This window comes from Streptomyces sp. (assembly GCF_035644915.1).
GTDB lineage: Bacteria > Actinomycetota > Actinomycetes > Streptomycetales > Streptomycetaceae > Streptomyces.
Map to the genome: position 1 here is coordinate 131,584 of NZ_DASQNP010000071.1, position 18,049 is coordinate 149,632.

The 18,049-nt window shown below is 74.4% G+C and carries 13 protein-coding genes; 10 read left to right on the top strand and 3 right to left on the bottom strand.

Annotated elements, in window-relative coordinates; genetic code table 11:
* Window positions 1-109: 109 nt before the first annotated feature.
* From VE546_RS08400 to VE546_RS08430, 7 genes are all read left to right on the top strand, one after another.
* Entirely contained in the window at window positions 110-2,290 is a 2,181-nt protein-coding gene (locus VE546_RS08400; RefSeq protein ID WP_324920223.1) for a bifunctional diguanylate cyclase/phosphodiesterase, read from the top strand.
* A gap of 180 nt (window positions 2,291-2,470) precedes the next feature.
* Window positions 2,471-2,767, top strand: a complete 297-nt coding sequence (gene gatC, locus VE546_RS08405; protein ID WP_324920225.1) for an Asp-tRNA(Asn)/Glu-tRNA(Gln) amidotransferase subunit GatC — start codon at window positions 2,471-2,473, stop codon at window positions 2,765-2,767.
* Between the two features lie 5 nt (window positions 2,768-2,772).
* Window positions 2,773-4,275: an Asp-tRNA(Asn)/Glu-tRNA(Gln) amidotransferase subunit GatA gene (gatA, locus tag VE546_RS08410; RefSeq protein ID WP_324920226.1), complete on the top strand. Its 1,503-nt coding sequence runs from the start codon at window positions 2,773-2,775 to the stop codon at window positions 4,273-4,275.
* Window positions 4,236-4,514, top strand: a complete 279-nt coding sequence (locus VE546_RS08415; RefSeq protein WP_324920228.1) for a hypothetical protein — start codon at window positions 4,236-4,238, stop codon at window positions 4,512-4,514. Before gatA ends, VE546_RS08415 begins: the two co-directional genes overlap by 40 nt.
* 28 nt (window positions 4,515-4,542) lie before the next feature.
* Window positions 4,543-6,051, top strand: a complete 1,509-nt coding sequence (gatB, locus tag VE546_RS08420) for an Asp-tRNA(Asn)/Glu-tRNA(Gln) amidotransferase subunit GatB (RefSeq protein WP_324920230.1) — start codon at window positions 4,543-4,545, stop codon at window positions 6,049-6,051.
* A gap of 314 nt (window positions 6,052-6,365) precedes the next feature.
* On the top strand, window positions 6,366-6,584 hold the full coding sequence (locus tag VE546_RS08425) for a hypothetical protein (protein ID WP_324920232.1): 219 nt from the start codon (window positions 6,366-6,368) through the stop codon (window positions 6,582-6,584).
* 125 nt (window positions 6,585-6,709) lie between these two features.
* Entirely contained in the window at window positions 6,710-9,766 is a 3,057-nt protein-coding gene (locus VE546_RS08430; RefSeq protein WP_324920251.1) for an ATP-binding protein, read from the top strand.
* A 51-nt stretch (window positions 9,767-9,817) separates the two neighbouring features.
* Here VE546_RS08430 and VE546_RS08435 read toward each other — a convergent pair whose 3' ends face one another.
* The 3 genes from VE546_RS08435 to VE546_RS08445 form a co-directional block, all read right to left on the bottom strand.
* Window positions 9,818-10,003, bottom strand: a complete 186-nt coding sequence (locus VE546_RS08435; RefSeq protein ID WP_324920234.1) for a DUF6191 domain-containing protein — start codon at window positions 10,001-10,003, stop codon at window positions 9,818-9,820.
* Window positions 10,003-11,184, bottom strand: a complete 1,182-nt coding sequence (locus VE546_RS08440) for a PQQ-dependent sugar dehydrogenase (RefSeq protein ID WP_324920236.1) — start codon at window positions 11,182-11,184, stop codon at window positions 10,003-10,005. The genes VE546_RS08435 and VE546_RS08440 overlap by 1 nt, the downstream gene beginning before the upstream one ends.
* 138 nt (window positions 11,185-11,322) lie before the next feature.
* On the bottom strand, window positions 11,323-12,321 hold the full coding sequence (locus tag VE546_RS08445) for an aldo/keto reductase (protein WP_324920238.1): 999 nt from the start codon (window positions 12,319-12,321) through the stop codon (window positions 11,323-11,325).
* A gap of 94 nt (window positions 12,322-12,415) precedes the next feature.
* Here VE546_RS08445 and VE546_RS08450 point away from each other — a divergent pair, with 94 nt between their 5' ends.
* The 3 genes from VE546_RS08450 to VE546_RS08460 form a co-directional block, all read left to right on the top strand.
* Window positions 12,416-13,357: a 2-hydroxyacid dehydrogenase gene (locus VE546_RS08450; protein ID WP_324920239.1), complete on the top strand. Its 942-nt coding sequence runs from the start codon at window positions 12,416-12,418 to the stop codon at window positions 13,355-13,357.
* A gap of 305 nt (window positions 13,358-13,662) precedes the next feature.
* Window positions 13,663-16,584: a putative bifunctional diguanylate cyclase/phosphodiesterase gene (locus VE546_RS08455; RefSeq protein WP_414720427.1), complete on the top strand. Its 2,922-nt coding sequence runs from the start codon at window positions 13,663-13,665 to the stop codon at window positions 16,582-16,584.
* A 310-nt stretch (window positions 16,585-16,894) separates the two neighbouring features.
* Window positions 16,895-18,049, top strand: a 1,155-nt coding sequence (locus tag VE546_RS08460; protein WP_324920240.1) for a thiamine pyrophosphate-binding protein, incomplete at its 3' end; no start/stop codon positions are given.

Here is an 18,049-nt window from a genome sequence, read left to right on the forward strand (position 1 = left end):
CATTCGGGCAACCCCGATCGATCACTGCCCCCGGCGGCTGTCCGCACCCTACTGTTGAGGGGGTGCGCCTGCCGTGGCGTGGGCACCGACGGCTGTGAGAGGGACGCGCATGCAGCAGACACCCCGGGACCGGGGACGGCAGTGGCTCCGCCACGGGCACCCGCAGACCCCACCGGGCGACTCCTCCGACCCCGCGCCGTGGCTGCAGCGCCTCCTCTCCCTGAAGGTGCCCGGCCTGACCCGCGCCGTCGTGGCGGTCGCCGCCGTGGCGCTGGGCATCGGCGCCCACCGGGTGGTCTCGGAGGGGCGCGCGCTCTTCCCCAGCGGCGTGGCGGGCTGGTCCTTCGCCGTCCTCACCGGCATCGTCGTCGCACACCTGGTGGCGCTCGGCCGCGACCGCTGGTGGGGCGGCACCGGCTCCGGTGCCGCCCTCACCCTGGCCATCCTGCTGCTGTACGGCTGGATACCCGCCACCCTGGTCAGCCTCGCCGTGGTGGTGCTGGTCGGCGCGGCCCGGCGGCACCGCTGGCGCCAGGCGCTGCGGAACGGGGCGGTGGACATGCTCGGCACCGGCACCGCCGCCCTCTGCCTCGCCGCCTTCGGCACCCACCCCTCGGTGGAGCGGCCCTGGGGCCCCGCCGCCTGGGGCCCCGGCACCCTCGCGGAGATCCTCCTCGCCGCCTGCGCCTACCTGCTGGTCACCCGGGGCCTGCTGTGGTACGGCACGCTCCCGCGCCAGGGCGGGCTGCCCACCGTCGCCCGCACCGCCCTGCTGCGGCAGGGCCTGGTCGCCGTCGCCCTGCTCGGCATCTCCCCGCTGATCGTCGTGGTGGCCACCCACATGCCGCTGCTGCTGCCGCTGTTCGCCGTGCCGCTGATCTCGCTCGACTTCGCCCTGTGGATCGCCCGCGCCCGCGCCGAGGAGCAGCTCCGCGACCCGCTCACCGGGCTCGCCAACCGCCAGTGGCTGCTGGAGCGCACCTGGTCCGCCCTGGACGAGGCCGACCGGCAGGGCGCGCGCTCCGCCCTCGTCCTCATCGACCTCGACCGGTTCCGCTCGGTCAACGACACGCTCGGCCACCTGGCGGGCGACCGGCTGCTGCTCCAGATAGCGGAGCGGCTGAGGACGGCCCTGCCGCGCGGCGCCGAGGTGGCCCGGCTCGGCGGCGACGAGTTCGCCGTCCTGCTCCCGCTCGCCGACTCGCCCACCAGCGCCCAGCGCGTCGCCCGCATGCTCGTCTCCGCGCTCGGCTCGCCGCTCGACCTGGACGGCCTGACCCTGGAGTTGGAGGCCAGCGCGGGGGTCGCGGTCTTCCCGGACCACGCCGGCGAGGCCGAGGGCCTGCTGCGCCGCGCCGACGTCGCGATGTACCAGGCCAAACGCGACCGCAGCGGCGTCGAGGTGTACGAGGCGACCCGCGACGGCAACACCCCCGACCGGCTGGGCCTGCTGGGCGACCTGCGCCGCGCCCTGGACGCGGGCGAGGTCGAGCTGCACTACCAGCCCAAGGTGAGCTTCGACGGTTCCGTCTCCGGTCTGGAGGCCCTGGTCCGCTGGGTGCACCCGGACCGGGGCAAGGTGCCCCCGGACGAGTTCATCGCCATCGCCGAGACCTCCGGCCTGATGCCGCGCCTGACCGACTACGTGCTGGAGACCGCCCTCGCCCAGGTCGCCCGCTGGCGCTCCCAGGGTCTGACCGTGCCGGTCGCCGTCAACGTCTCGCCCCGCGACGTCCACAGCCCCGGCTTCGCCGGCTCCGTCGCCGCCCGGCTGGCCCGGCACGGCGTCCCCGCCGGGGCGCTGCAACTGGAGATCACCGAGCACGTCCTCCTGGAGGACCCGCAGCAGGCCGCCGACACCCTGGCCGCGCTCACCGGCCACGGCGTGCGGATGTCCCTGGACGACTTCGGCACCGGCTACTCCTCGCTGGTGCACCTGCGGCGGCTGCCGGTCAGCGAGCTGAAGATCGACCGGTCCTTCGTGGCCCGGCTGGCGGTGGACGCCGAGGACGCCGAGATCGTGCGCTGCACGGTCGACCTCGCCCACTCCCTGGGCCTGCTCGTCGTCGCCGAGGGAGTGGAGGACGACGAGACCTGGGAGCGCCTGCGCGACCTGGGCTGCGACGCCGTACAGGGCTGGCTGGTGTCCGCCGCGATGCCCCCGGCCGAGGCCACCTCCTGGCTGCGGGCGCGCGACGGGGCGCCGCCGGCGGTGGAGAGGACGGCGCCCGCGCTGCCGGGCCCCCGGGGGCGGGGAGCACGCCGCTCCCACGGGCAGCCCGCGCGGTAGGACGTCCCGGTTCCGGCCGGGCCTGCGGACCCGGGCGGTCCGGGGCCCGGCCGCGGCGGGCCCGGGCGGCGGCGGCAGCGCTGTGCGCCCACGGCTCGGGGCGCCATAGGATTGGGGCGGACCGAAGGAAGAGTCCGAGAAGCCCCGAAAGATCCACCACTCACCCCGAGGAATCGCTGCATGCCTGGCATCACGCGCGAGGAGGTCGCCCACCTCGCCCGGCTGGCGCGTCTGGAGCTGAAGGACGAAGAGCTCGACCACTTCGCCGGACAGCTCGACGACATCATCGGCGCGGTCGCCCGCGTCTCCGATGTCGCCGACGAGGACGTACCGCCGACCTCCCACCCGCTGCCGCTGACCAACGTCATGCGCTCGGACGAGGTCCGTCCGTCACTGACCCCCGAGCAAGCGCTCTCCGGTGCCCCGGCCCAGGAGCAGCAGCGTTTCAAGGTGCCGCAGATCCTGGGGGAGGAGTGACCGACGTGACCCACACGAGCGATCTGACCAGGCTCACCGCGGCCGAGCTCGCCGCGAAGATCGCCTCCGGCGAGACCAGCGCCGTGGAGGTGACCGAGGCCCACCTCGCCCGGATCGAGGCCGTGGACGAGAAGGTGCACGCCTTCCTCCACGTGGACCGGGAGGGGGCCCTGGCGCGCGCCCGCGCCGTGGACGCCAAGCGCTCGCGCGGCGAGGAGCTGGGCCCGCTGGCCGGCGTCCCGCTCGCGCTCAAGGACATCTTCACCACCGAGGGCGTCCCCACCACGGTCGGCTCCAGGATCCTGGAGGGCTGGATCCCGCCGTACGACGCCACGGTCACCAGGCGGCTCAAGGACGCGGACGTGGTGGTCCTGGGCAAGACCAACATGGACGAGTTCGCCATGGGCTCCTCCACCGAGAACAGCGCCTACGGCCCGACCGGCAACCCCTGGGACCTCACCCGCGTCCCGGGCGGCTCCGGCGGCGGCTCCTCCGCGGCGCTGGCCTCGTACCAGGCCCCGCTGGCCATCGGCACCGACACCGGCGGCTCCATCCGCCAGCCCGCCGCCGTGACCGGCACCGTCGGCGTCAAGCCGACCTACGGCGGCGTCTCCCGGTACGGCATGGTCGCCTTCTCCTCCTCCCTCGACCAGGGCGGACCCTGCGCCCGCACGGTCCTGGACGCGGCCCTGCTGCACGAGGTGATCGCCGGCCACGACCCGCTGGACTCCACCTCCATCGACGCCCCGGTCCCGCCGGTGGTCGAGGCCGCCCGCAACGGCGACGTCAGGGGCCTGCGCGTCGGCGTGGTCAAGGAGTTCTCCGGCGAGGGCTACCAGGCCGGCGTCATGCAGCGCTTCACCGAGTCGGTGGAGCTGCTGCGCGAGCTGGGCGCCGAGGTCGTCGAGCTGTCCTGCCCGTCCTTCGACAAGGCGCTCGCGGCGTACTACCTGATCGCGCCGAGCGAGGCGTCCTCCAACCTGGCCCGCTTCGACGCCATGCGCTACGGGCTGCGGGCCGGCGACGACGGCACCCGCTCCGCCGAGGAGGTCACCTCCCTCACCCGCGAGGCGGGCTTCGGCCCGGAGGTCAAGCGCCGCATCATGCTCGGCACCTACGCGCTGTCCTCCGGCTACTACGACGCCTACTACGGCTCCGCCCAGAAGGTGCGCACGCTCATCAAGCGCGACTTCGACGCGGCCTTCGAGACGGTGGACGTGCTGGTCTCGCCGACCACCCCCACCACCGCGTTCCCCATCGGGGAGCGGACGGACGACCCGATGGCCATGTACCTGGCCGACCTGTGCACCATCCCGGTCAACCTGGCGGGCAACGCGGCCATGTCGCTGCCGTGCGGCCTGGCCCCCGAGGACGGCCTCCCGGTGGGCCTGCAGATCATCGCCCCCGCCATGGCCGACGACCGGCTCTACCGTGTCGGAGCCGCGGTCGAGGCCGCGTTCCACGCACGATGGGGCCACCCGCTGCTGGAGGAGGCACCCGCGCTGTGAGCACGCTGAAGAAGGCCAAGGGGTTCAAGAAGAGCAAGCCCGGTCTCTACCTGTCCATCGGCACCTCGCTCTTCGGCGCCGTGGGCATCGTCAAGCAGGTCCAGCTCGCCCGCCGGGAGAGCGACAGGCTGCAGCTCCTGGACGCGATCGTCTCCGGCGCCGCGATCGTCACCAGCGTCGCGATCCTCGTCCGCGAGCTGCGCCGCCTGGACATCGACGACGTCCTCGCCGACGACTGACCGCAGCGCCTGAAAGGTTTGACTTTCCGTGACTGTCACTGAACTGGTGTCGTACGAGGACGCGCTGGCCTCCTATGACCCCGTCATGGGCCTGGAGGTCCATGTCGAACTGGGCACCAAGACCAAGATGTTCTGCGGCTGCTCCACCGCGCTGGGCGCCGAGCCCAACACGCAGACCTGCCCCGTCTGCCTCGGCCTCCCCGGCTCGCTGCCGGTCGTCAACGCGACCGCGGTGGAGTCCACCATCAGGATCGGCCTCGCGCTGAACTGCGAGATCGCCGAGTGGTGCCGGTTCGCCCGGAAGAACTACTTCTATCCGGACATGCCGAAGAACTTCCAGATCTCCCAGTACGACGAGCCGATCGCCTTCAACGGCCACCTGGACGTCCAACTGGAGGACGGCGAGGTCTTCCGGGTGGAGATCGAGCGCGCCCACATGGAGGAGGACACCGGCAAGTCCACCCACATCGGCGGTGCCACCGGCCGCATCCACGGCGCCTCGCACTCGCTGCTGGACTACAACCGGGCCGGCATCCCCCTGGTCGAGATCGTCACCAAGCCCATCGTCGGCGCCGGGGAGCGTGCTCCGGAGGTGGCCCGGGCGTACGTCGCCGAGCTGCGCGAGCTGATCCGGGCCCTCGGGGTGTCCGAGGCACGGATGGAGATGGGCCAGATGCGCTGCGACGTCAACCTGTCGCTGCGCCCGAAGGGGACCGAGGCGTTCGGCACCCGCTCGGAGACCAAGAACGTCAACTCGTTGCGCAGCGTCGAGCGGGCCACCCGCTTCGAGATCCAGCGCCACGCCGCCGTGCTGGAGGCGGGCGAGAAGGTCGTCCAGGAGACCCGCCACTTCCACGAGGACACCGGCACCACCACCTCCGGCCGCGTCAAGGAGGAGGCGGAGGACTACCGCTACTTCCCCGAGCCGGACCTGGTGCCCGTCGCGCCCTCGCGGGAGTGGGTGGAGAAGCTGCGGGCCGAGCTGCCCGAGCTGCCGCGCGTGCGCCGCAACCGGCTGCGCGAGGAGTGGGGCATCTCCCAGCACGAGATGCAGTCCGTCCTCAACGCGGGCGCCATCGACCTGATCGTCGCCACCATCGACGCGGGCGCCCCGGCCGACCAGGCCCGCAAGTGGTGGATGGGCGAGCTGGCCCGCCGGGCGAACGAGCAGGGCACCGAGCTGTCCGCCCTGCCCATCACCCCGGCCCAGGTCGCCCGGGTGTGCGCGCTGGTCGCGGAGGGCTCCCTCAACGACAAGCTGGCCCGCCAGACCATCGAGGGCGTCCTCGCCGGCGAGGGCGAGCCGGACGAGGTGGTGGAGAAGCGCGGCCTGAAGGTCGTCTCGGACACCGGCGCGCTGAGCAAGGCCGTGGACGAGGCGATCGCCGCCAACGAGGCGATCGCCGAGAAGATCCGCGGCGGCAAGGTGCAGGCGGCGGGCGCGCTCGTGGGCGCCGTGATGAAGGCCACCCGCGGCCAGGCGGACGCCGCCCGGGTGCGCGAACTCATCCTGGAGAAGCTGGGCGTCCAGGGCTGACGCCCGTCCGGCCCGCCGCCGCGGCCCCCGCACCCTCCGCCGGTGCGGGGGCCGCGGCGCGTCCGGACCCGCCTGACCGTACGGACGTCCCGGGCGCCTCAGGAACCCCCGGAAACCCTGAGGGGTCTTACGCGGCCGGGCCGGGACTCCGCCCCGGCCTCAGGCGGTACGGCGGCCCCGCGGCCCCGTGGCCTGAGGCGTCCCGCGGCCCGGAGATCGGGCAGGCTCCCGATGTGGCGGCCCCGCCTGGGAGACGAGGATCGAGGCATCCGCCGGCAGGCGGACCCGACCACCGAGGACCAGGAGGGACCAGGATGTTCGACCACCGGACGCCCGAGCTGCGCGCCGCCGAACTGCGCCGCGAGGCCGAACGGGAACGCCTGGCGCGCGAGGCCGCCACCGCCCGCCGCCGGCAGCGCGCCGAGGAACGGGAGAGGGGAGACCGGGGGAAGCAGGAGGGAAAGGAGGAGAAGGAGGGGGAGGAGGAGAAGAGGACGGGCAGGGGACCGGGCCGGTGGCTCCGGCTCGCCTGAGCGCCGCTCCGGCGGCCCCGGCCCCGGTCCTGGTTCCGGCTCCGGTGCAACCCCCTCCGGAGGGCGCCTCCCCGGCCACCGCCGCCGCGGTGAAACACGGTGCCGCGCGGCCCGCCCCCTGTGCGATGCTCGGCGCCGTGGACACAACCAGGGTCAGCCCGGTGTTCGTCGGCCGCAGGGACGAACTGACCGCCCTCGGCGACGCGCTCGCCCGTGCCGCCACGGGCGAGCCGCAGGCGGTCGTGGTGGCGGGAGAGGCCGGGGTCGGCAAGACGCGGCTGCTGGAGGAGTTCCTGTCCGCCGCCCGCGCGGCCGGCGCGGTCGCGGCCGTCGGCGGATGCGTCGAGATCGGCGCCGAGGGCCTGCCGTTCGCACCGGTCTCCACCGTGCTGCGCTCCCTCCACCGCCAATTGGGGGAGGAGCTGACGGCCGCCGCCGCGGGCCAGGAGGGCGAACTGGCCCGCCTGCTGCCCGAACTGGGCGAGACCACCCGCGAGTGGCACGAGGAGGACGGCCGGGCCCGGCTGTTCGAGCTGACCGCCCGGCTGCTGGAGTCGCTCTCCCGGGAGCGCACGCTCGTCCTGGCCGTCGAGGACCTGCACTGGGCCGACCGCTCCACCCGCGAGCTGCTGGCCTACCTCTTCCGCTCGCTCGACCGCGCCCGGCTGGTCATCGTCGCCACCTACCGTTCCGACGACATCCACCGCCGCCACCCGCTGCGCCCCTTCCTCGCCGAGCTGGACCGGCTGCGGACCGTCCGCCGGATCGAGCTGCCCCGGCTCAGCCGGGACGAGGTGCGGGCGCAGATGGCCGGCATCCAGGGCGTCGAGACCCCCGAACGGGACCTGGTGGAGCAGGTCTTCGAGCGCTCCGAGGGCAACCCCTTCTTCGTGGAGGAGCTGACGGTCAGCGGCTCCGCCTGCGGCATCAGCGACTCGCTGCGCGACCTGCTGCTGGTGCGGGTCGAGGCGCTGCCGGAGACCGCCCAGCAGGTGGTGCGGATCGCCGCCGAGGGCGGCTCCGCGGTGGAGCACCCCCTGCTCGCCGCGGTGGCGCGGCTGCCCGAGGAGGAGCTGATCGAGGCGCTGCGGGCCGCGGTGGGCGCCAACATCCTCGCCCCCACCCAGGACGGCGACGGCTACCGCTTCCGGCACGCGCTGGTGCGCGAGGCCGTCTCGGACGACCTGCTGCCCGGCGAGCGCGTCGGCCTCAACCGCCGCTACGCCCAGGCCCTGGAGGAGGACCCGTCCCTGGTCCGCACCGACGAGCGGGCCGCGCGCCTGGCCAGCCACTGGTACGCCGCGCACGACGTGACCAAGGCGCTGCCCGCCGTGCTGGACGCCGCGGTCGCCGCCCGGCGGCGCTACGCCTACGCCGAGCAACTGCGGCTGCTGGACCGGGCGCTGGAGCTGTGGGAGGACGCCGCCCCGGACACCCGCCGCGCCCTGCGGCCCCTCGGCCACGCCGAGACGTACCCGGCCCACGGCTGCGGGGACGAGGCGCCGCGCCACCTCGACCTGCTGGCCGAGACGGTGACCGCCGCCCAGCTCTCGGGCGAGCGCAAGCGGGCGCTGGCCGTCGTCAGGCGCGCCCTGCGGATGCTGGACGAGAACAAGGAGCCGCTGCGGGCGGCCTGGTTCTGGACCCAGCGCTCCAGGCTCGCGCAGAGCACCGGCCAGGGCGACGGCTGGGCGGAACTGGGCCGGGCGCAGGAGCTGGTGCGCGGACTGCCGCCCTCTCCGGTGCACGCCGAGGTGCTGGCCAACGCCGCGGCCTGGGGCGCCGTCCACGACCCCGGGCCGGAGTCCTTCGCCACCGCGCAGCGCGCGGTGGAGCTGGCCTCCCTGGTGGGTGCCGGGAGCATCGAGCTGCACGCCAGGCTCACCCTGGGCAGCCTGCGGGTCTTCTCGGGCGGCGTGGACGCCGGGCTCGCCGAGATGGCGGAGGTCGCCCGGCGCGTCGTCGAGCGGGGCGAGGTCGGCGTCATGGGGCGCTGCCACGTCAACCTGTCCTCCGCGCTGGAGGGGGTGGGCCGCTCCGGGCAGGCCGTGGAGGTGGCCGAGGAGGGGCTGCGGGTCGCCCACCGCTTCGGGCTCCAGGACACCCGGGCATGGCTCCGGGGCAACATGGCCGAGTCGCTGGTCGCCCTGGGGCGCTGGGAGGAGGCCGACGCCGCACTGGCCGCCACGCGCAAACTGGCGAGCAGCCCCCGGCCGCGCGGTTCGGCCGCGCTCAAGAGCGCCCACCTCGCCCTCCGCCGGGGCGATGTCGACCTGGCCGCCCGGGAACTGGCCGAGGCGCGCAAGCACCACGGCGCGCACGATCCGCAGCCGCAGTACACCATTCCGCTCGCCCGCCTGGAGCTGGAGATCGAGGCGGCGCGCGGCCGCCCGCTTGAGGCCCGACGCGTGGCGGAGGAGGCCCTCGACCGCGGCTTCCCGCTGTCCACCGAGCGGTACGCCTGGCCGCTGCTGTACTCCGCGCTGGCGGCCGAGGCGGACGCGCGCGGGCTGCCCGCCGCGGAGCCGGGCCGGGCCGCCTTCCTGGAACGGGTCCGCCGGGCGGCCGGGCGGCTGCCGCGGCTGGTGCCGGTGTGGGCGGCGTACGGGCTGATGGTGGACGCCGAACTGCGGCGGGCCCAGGGGTGCGACGACCCGGACCGCTGGGCCGAGGCGGTGGCCGCGCTGGAGAGACCGGAGCAGCGGCCCTTCCGGCTGGCGCAGGCGCGGTACCGCTGGGCGGAGGCCCTGCTCGGGGCGGGCGGGGACCGCGAGCGCGCCGCCGGCCTGCTGGTCCGGGCGCACGCCACGGCCGTGCGGCTGGGCGCCGTACCGCTGCGCGAGGGCGTCGAGCGGCTCGCCGGGCGGGCCCGCATCGCCCTCGGGGACCCGCGCGGCGGCCGTGGCGGTGCGGGGAGCCGCGCTCCGGCGCCGCCGACCGACCCGGTGGAGGCCTTCGGCCTCACCCCCCGCGAACGCGACGTCCTGCGCCTGGTCGCGGCGGGCCGCAGCAACCGCCAGATAGCCGAGGAGCTGTTCATCTCCCCCAAGACGGCCAGCGTCCACGTCTCCAACATCCTGGCGAAGCTGGGGGTTTCGGGGCGCGGCGAGGCGGCGGCGATGGCGCACCGGCTGCGGCTGGTGGAGCCGGCGGACGGGGGCAGCCGCGCGGCGGTGGGGTGAGCGGGGCGCGGGCGCCCCGTGGGGGGAGGCCGGTCGCGCACCGGCCTCCCGTCAGGCCGACTTCGGGGCCCGCGCCGGTACGGCGGCCCGGATCAGGACGTGGCCCGAGGCGAGGTCGATCGGGCCGCGCCCCGGATCGTGGCTGCCCTCCTCCACCCGGGTGTGCTCCAGCCGCCTGCGCTCGTCGTCGGCGTGGCGGCGCCCGGGGCTGAACAACTCCTCGATCAGGTTGAACATCAGCGGACCTCCAGCTTCAGGATGCGGTCGTCGTCCTTGCCGGGCGTACCGCGCGAGTCGGTCTCGCTGGTCACCAGCCACAGCCCGTCGCCGCCGTCGGAGACGACCGTCCGCAACCGCCCGTACTCACCCTCCAGGAACGCCTGCGGCTCGGCCACCGTTTTCGCGCCATCCAGTGGGATCCGCCACAGCCGCTCCCCGCGCAGGCCCGCCATCCACACCGAGCCCCGCGCGACGGCGATGCCGCTGGGCGACGCCTCGGCGGGCCGCCACTGCGCGACCGGGTCGACGAAGCCCTCCTCGCCGGCCCTGCCCTCCACCTCGGGCCAGCCGTAGTTGCCGCCGGGGCGGATCAGGTTCAGTTCGTCCCAGGTGTCCTGGCCGAACTCCGCGGCCCACAGCCGCTTCTCCGCGTCCCAGGCCAGTCCCTGGACGTTGCGGTGGCCCGAGGAGTAGACGACCGAGTCCGCCTCGGGATTGCCGTGGCCGGGGGGTTCGCCGTCCGGCGTCATGCGCAGGATCTTGCCGCCGAGGGAGTCCTCGTCCTGGGACAGGCCGCGGTCGCCGGCCTCGCCCGTGCCCGCGTAGAGCATCCGGTCCGGGCCGAAGGCGATCCGGCCGCCGTTGTGGATCATCCCCTTGGGGATGCCCTTGAAGACCGTGCTGGGCGCGCCGAGCTGGTTGCCCTCCTCCCGGTCGGCGTCGTAGAGCATCCGCACGATGCGGTTGTCGGAGGCGCTGGTGAAGTACGCGTAGACGTAGCGGTCCTCGGCGAAGTCGGGCGAGACGGCGATGTCCAGCAGGCCGCCCTCCCCGCCCGCGTCCACCCCGGGCACCGAGCCCAGCTCGGTCACCCTCCCGCTGTCGCCGTCGATCCGCGAGACCGTGCCCTCGTCCCGGGAGGAGACCAGCAGGTCGCCGTCGGGCAGGGGCGCGAGTCCCCAGGGGGAGTCCAGCCCCGTCGCGACGGTGTCCACGACCTTCACCGAACCCCTGGCGGGGGCGGGGGAGGAGCCGGGGGAGCGGGGGGACTCCCCGGAGGGGCCGGCGGACCGGCCGGACGCGGTGCTCGTACGGTCCTGCGGTTCCTCCCCGCCGGAGGAGCAGCCCGCCGCGAGCAGGGCGAGGGAGGCGAGGGAGGCGACGGCCGCTCGCAGGGGCAGGGCAGGGCTTCGCACCATCAGCGCGCCTTTCGACAGCTCTCGGTCACGGTGTCCGGTCGGCGGTGTCCTCGGAGGGGTCCGGCACCCGGCGTGCGCGGTGCCCGGCGGCACCCCCACACCCGACCGTACGCCGGGAAGGCGCCGGGGGTTCCCGGTTCACTCCCACGATCCCCGGGCGGGAGGCAGCGCGGCGATCTCCGCCAGGTCCTCCCCGGTGAGCTCCAGCCGCGCCGCCGCGGCGTTCTCCACCACCCAGCGCTCCTTCTTCGTGCCCGGCACCGGCACCACGTGCCGCCCCTGCGCCAGCACCCACGCCAGCGCCACCTGCGCCGGGGTGGCGTCGCCGTGCCGCCGGGCGACGCGCCGCAGCCCGGCGACGATCGGCTGGTTGGCGGCCATCATCTCGGCCGTGAACCGCGGGTGCCTGGCCCGTATGTCGTCGGGTTCGAAGCCGCCGCCGGGGGTCAGCGTGCCGGTCAGGAAGCCGTTGCCCAGCGGCATCGCGGCCAGGAAGCCGATCCCGCGCGCCTCGCACCACGGCAGCAGCGACACCAGCGCCTCCGGGGACCACACTGACAGCTCCGCCTGCACGCAGCTCACCGGGAAGACCTGCTGCACCCGCTCCAACTGCCGGATCGTCTCCGCGTACAGCGGCGCGTCCGGCGTCCGCCGCTGCGCCCGCGCGCCCACCGCGCACAGCCCCAGCGAACGCACCTTGCCCGCCGCGACCAGCTCGGCCATCGCGCCCCAGGTCTCCTCGACGGGCACCTCGGGGTCGGCCCGGTGGAGCTGGTAGAGGTCGATCACGTCGGTCTGCAGCCGCCGCAGCGAGGCGTCGCAGGCCCGCTTCACATAGGAGGGGCGCCCGTCGGCCACGATGTGCTGCTCGCCGACCAGGAGTCCGCACTTGGTCGAGACGAACGCCTCCGCACGGCGCCGTCCGAGCACACGGCCGAGCAGCAGCTCGTTGGTGAACGGCCCGTACATGTCGGCGGTGTCCAGCAGCGTCATCCCGTGGTCGAGCGCCGCGTGCACCGCGCGCAGCGAGGACTCGCCGTGCTGCTCGGAGGCGGTGTAGGCCCAGCTCATCGGCATGCAGCCGAGCCCGATCGCACCCACCTCCAGCGCCGCCGCGCCGATAGTCCTGCGCTCCACCTGGACGTGCTCCCTCCTCGCCCCCGCAGGGCCCGTCCCAACCTAACGGGTGCCTCCCGGGGCCCTCGCACAGCCTCCGGATAGCCTTTCGGCCATGGCTTCCGCAGACGTCTGGCTGCCCATCCCACCCGCCGAGATAGGCGGCCTGCCGGAATCGTTCCGCTATGTCCACTGGGACGGCGAGGAGGAGTTCCCCGCGGACCCCGCACGCTGCGTCTTCTACGCCGTTCCCTACATGAAGGGTCAGGCCGTCTCCGTACGCCCGCTGGCGCACATGCCGAACCTGCGGGTGGTGCAGACGCTCACCGCGGGCGTGGACCACGTGGAGCCCGCCGTACCGAAACTGCCCCGGGGCACCCTGCTGTGCAACGCGCGCGGCGTCCACGACGCCAGCACCGCCGAACTCGCCCTCACCCTCGCCCTCGCCTCGCTGCGCCGCGTCCCCGAGGCCGTCCGCGCCCAGGACGCCGGGCGGTGGGAGCCGGGCGTCCACCCGGCCCTCGCCGACAAGACCGCGCTGATCATCGGCTACGGGTCGATCGGCAGCGCCATCGAGGACCGGCTCGTCCCCTTCGAGGTGGAGGCCGTCCACCGCGTCGCCCGCACCGCGCGCACCGCCCCGCACGGTCCGGTGCACGCCCTGTCCGACCTGCCCCGGCTGCTGCCCGAGGCCGACGTGGTGTTCCTGGTCACCCCCCTCACCGACGCCACCCGCGGCCTGGTCGACGCCGGCTTCCTGGCCCGGATGAAGGACGGCGCGCTGCTGGTGAACGTCGCCAGGGGCGCCGTCGTGGACACCGCCGCGCTCCTGGCCGAGCTGGAGTCGGGGCGGCTGCGGGCCGCGCTCGACGTCACCGACCCCGAACCGCTGTCGCCCGGGCATCCGCTGTGGCGGGCGCCGGGGGTGCTGATCACGCCCCACGTCGGGGGAGCCAGCTCCGCGTTCCTGCCGCGGGCCCGGCGCCTGCTCCGCGCCCAACTGCGGCGTTTCGCGGCCGGGGAGGAACCGGAGCACGTCGTCGCCGTGGCGGGCTAGCGGGACGGGAGGCGCCACGGGGGAGGCCGGGACGGTTCCCCCGCCCCCGTTGCACGCTCCGGATACGAGCAACTGCGCATTGTATCGGCAATCTTTTCATCCGTCACGCTGAGTAGAGGGCCTATGTCCCTGAGTGACTGACCTGGTGTATCGTCCGGTCGGGGGTGTACCAGACCACGAGGGGGGACGGGCGACATGCACGGCCACCGGACGAACTACCCGACACACGACCGGTCCCGGCCGGGGCGCCGGCCCGCGGGCCCCGGCGCACGGGCGGGCCGCCCGCCGCGCCCGGAGGTGGCGCGGTGAACGCCCGGGAGGCCGAGTTCCCCCGACTGCCCCGCGCGGCGCACCGACCCGGCGGGGCAGGAGCGGAAGGTCGCGCGGGAGCGCTCCCGCGGCTCGCCCTGGCCGCCGTGTGCGGCGCGTACGCGGTGGGCGCGGCGGTCGGCTGGGGATCGGCGAAGGTGGCTTTGTTCATGGGCGACTTCGGGCTGAGCATCGCGGCCTTCGTCGCCACGCTCTCCTGCCTCCACTACGCCCGCACCCACCCCGGCAGCCCGTTCCGGCCGGCCTGGGTGCTGTTCGCGGTCTCCTCGGCGATGGCCGGGCTCGGCAACGCGGTCTGGGGCTGGTACGAGGTCGTGCTGGGCCGGCCCGTGCCCAGCCCCTCCGTCGCGGACTTCTGCTTCCTGCTCTTCGCGCCCCCGTCCATCATCGGGCTGCTGGTGCTCGCCAAACGCCCGGTCAACCGGGCGGGCTGGATCTGCCTCGCCCTCGACGCCTGGCTGATCGGCGGCTCGCTGCTCACCCTCTCGTGGAGCCTGGCGCTCGACCACCCCTCGTACTGGCAGGGCGAGTCCGTCTCCCTGGTCGCGCTCTCCCTCGCCTACCCCCTGCTGGACATCGTGCTGATCAGCATGGTCCTCGCCCTGCACTTCCGCCGCGCCTCCGCCCACCGGTCCGCCGTCAACACCGTCATCGGCGCCCTCGCCCTCACCGTGCTCTGCGACGCCCTGTTCACCTCCCCCCTGCTGCGGGAGAACTACTCCTCCGGGCAACTGCTCGACGCGGGCTGGTTCGCCGGCTCCCTGCTGCTCGCGTACGCCCCCTGGGTCGGCAGCCGGGAGGGGGCCGAGCGGCAGCGCACCCCCGCCCGTCCCCCCGTCCCGGCGAACGGCGCCATGGCCGGGTCGCTGGCCGCCCTCACGCCGTACCTGGCCGCCGCCGTCTGCACCCTGGGCATCCTCTACAACGTCCGCGAGGGCGGGACCATCGACCGGGTGGTGCTGCTGACCGGCTGCACCGTCGTGCTGGCCCTGGTGGTGCGGCAGGGCATCATGCTGCTGGACAACATCCACCTCACCCACGAACTGGCCCAGAAGGAGAACCACTTCAGGTCCCTGGTGCAGGGGTCCAGCGACGTCATCATGATCGCCTCCCCGGCCGGGATGCTGCGCTACGTCTCCCCGGCCGCCGCCGGCGTCTACGGCCGCGAGCCGGACAAGCTGGTCGGCTCCGAACTGGCCTCCCTCATCCACCCCGAGGACCTCGGCCGGGTCCTGCACGAGATCCGCCGCTTCCTGGCCACCCCGTCCGACGAGGAGCCCTCCACCCGCATCGAGTGCCGCATCCGGCACGCCTCGGGCCGCTGGCTCAACGTCGAGTCCACCGTCAACCGCTACCAGGGCGGCCTGATCTTCAACAGCCGCGACGTGACCGAGCGGGTGCGGCTCCAGGCCCAGCTCCAGCACAACGCCTCCCACGACCCGCTGACCGACCTGCCCAACCGCGCGCTGTTCACCGAGCGCGTGCGGCAGGCGCTCGGCGGCCGGCGCCGGAGCGACGCCGAGGCGGGGCACACGGCGGTGCTCTACATCGACCTCGACGGCTTCAAGGCGGTGAACGACACCATCGGCCACCAGGCGGGCGACGAACTGCTGGTCCTCGCGGCCCGCCGGCTGCGGGAGGCCGTCCGGGCCGGTGACACCGCCGCCCGGCTCGGCGGCGACGAGTTCGCCGCGCTGATCCTCGGGGACGGCCGGTGCGACCGTGCCGAGCGCGAGTACCGCGTCCTGGAGATCGCCGAACGGCTGCGCACGACCCTCTCCCGGCCCTACCGCGTCGAGGGCGGGGAGGTGCGGGTCGCCGCCTCCATCGGCGTGGCCTTCGCCGAGCCGGGCATGACCCCGGCCGTACTGCTGCGCCACGCGGACCTGGCGATGTACCGGGCCAAGCAGGCCGGGAAGAACCGGGTCGAGCTGTACGCGCCGCAGCCGCAGGCCGAGGCCGTCCGCCGTGCGGAGCTGACCACCGACCGGCTGCGCGGCGCGCTGGCCGAGAGCGAGTTCGCGCTGCTCCACCAGCCCGTGGTCGAACTCTCCAGCGGCCGGATCACCTCGGTGGCCGCCCGGGCCCGCAGGCGCTCCGCCCGGGGCGTCCTGTTCCCGTCGGCCGAGTCCCCGCACGGCCCGGCCGCCGCGGGGGAGGAGGCCGCCGAGATGGGGCAGTGGCTGCTGCGGAGAGCCGTCGAGCAGGCCGCCGAGCGCCACCGCGCGGGCTTCCGCGTACCGGTGTCCGTACGGCTCGACGCGCGCCGCCTCACCGACCGCTCCACCACCCCGGCCACCGTCGAGGCGCTGCTGTCCCGGCACGGGCTGCCCCCCGAGGCCCTCGTCATCGAACTCTCGGACAGCGATCCGCGCGTCTCCCTGGACGAGCTGGAGCTGTGGGTCACGGGGCTGCGGCGGCTCGGCGTCGGCATCGCCCTGGACGGCTTCGGAGGCGGCCACGGCGCCCTGGCCGCGCTGCGCAGGCTCCCCGCCGACGTGCTGAGACTGGACCGCGCCCTGGTCGACGGCGTCGTGGAGTCCTCCCGGGTACGCAAGATCACCTCCGGGCTGCTGCGGATCGCCGGCGACCTCGGCATGACCTCCGTCGCGGACGGCGTGGACCTCCCCGAGCAGGCCGCCGCGCTGCGCTCGATGGGCTGTACCCACGCCCAGGGGGCGGCCTTCTCCAAGCCCCTGGACGAGCACCGGCTGCGCCGTGCCCTGTCCCGGGGCGGCTACCAGCTCTCCGGAGGGGAGCAGCACGGAGCGGGCACCGGCCGCTCGGTGGTGGTCGCGGGTTCGCTGCCCGTACGCAGGGGCGGAGCGGCCGGATCCGACCCGGTGACGCACTCCCCGTTGCGCTCAAATAGTGAGACGTCCGTCCCGCCCGCTTGACACCCCACACGTCACCGGAGGATTGTCAGTGTCATGCGCACCCGAATTCTCGTACTTGGACAGCGCGTCGACTGACCCGAGGCCCGCCCGCCCCGTGGACGACAGCGACGCGCTCCCCTCGCTTGCCTGACGGCACGAGGGGTTTTTTGTTGCACCGACACCCGTACAGACACCTGCACCGACACCCGCACAGCACCCCAGCACAGCCCGGTCGGCCCGGGCCGCGAGGAGCGGCGCACGGCCGATCCCAGCCGACCGACAGCCACCCCACACAGAGCGTCAAACCCTCACTCTCCGAGAAGAGATTGCGATGACCGAGCAGGCCACCGGGGCCCCCCGCCCGCAGCCGCGGGCCCGTACCGGCGGAGCGCAGCCCCAGCCCGTCACCGTCGAACACGTCACGGGTGCCCAGTCCCTCATCCGTTCTCTCGAGGAAGTCGGCGCCGACACGGTATTCGGCATTCCGGGGGGCGCCATCCTGCCCGCGTACGACCCGATGATGGACTCCTCCAGGGTGCGCCACGTCCTCGTCCGCCACGAGCAGGGAGCGGGCCACGCGGCCACCGGCTACGCCCAGGCCACCGGCAAGGTCGGCGTCTGCATGGCCACTTCCGGCCCCGGCGCCACCAACCTCGTCACCCCCATCGCCGACGCCCACATGGACTCCGTCCCGCTGGTCGCGATCACCGGTCAGGTGGCCTCCAAGGCGATCGGCACCGACGCCTTCCAGGAAGCCGACATCTGCGGCATCACCATGCCGATCACCAAGCACAACTACCTGGTGACCGACCCGGCCGAGATCCCGCGCGTGATCGCCGAGGCGTTCCACATCGCCTCCACCGGCCGTCCCGGCCCGGTCCTGGTGGACATCGCCAAGGACGCGCTCCAGGCCCGGACGACCTTCTCCTGGCCCCCCACCACCGACCTGCCCGGCTACCGCCCGGTGACCAAGCCGCACGCCAAGCAGATCCGCGAGGCGGCCAGACTGATCACCGAGGCCGCCCGCCCGGTGCTGTACGTCGGCGGCGGTGTCCTCAAGGCGGGGGCCACCACCGAGCTGAAGGTGCTCGCCGAGCTGACCGGCGCCCCCGTCACCACCACCCTGATGGCGCTCGGCGCCTTCCCCGACAGCCACCCGCAGCACCTGGGCATGCCCGGCATGCACGGCACGGTCGCGGCCGTGACCGCCCTGCAGAAGTCGGACCTGCTGATCTGCCTGGGCGCCCGCTTCGACGACCGGGTCACCGGCAAGCTGGACACCTTCGCCCCGCACGCGCTGATCGTGCACGCCGACATCGACCCGGCCGAGATCGGCAAGAACCGCACGGCCGACGTCCCGATCGTCGGCGACTGCCGCGAGACCATCGCCGACCTCGTCGTCGCGGTGCAGGAGGTGTACGCGACCGGGACGCGCGCCGACCTCACCGGCTGGTGGCGCTCGCTGGACAGCTGGCGCACGACCTAC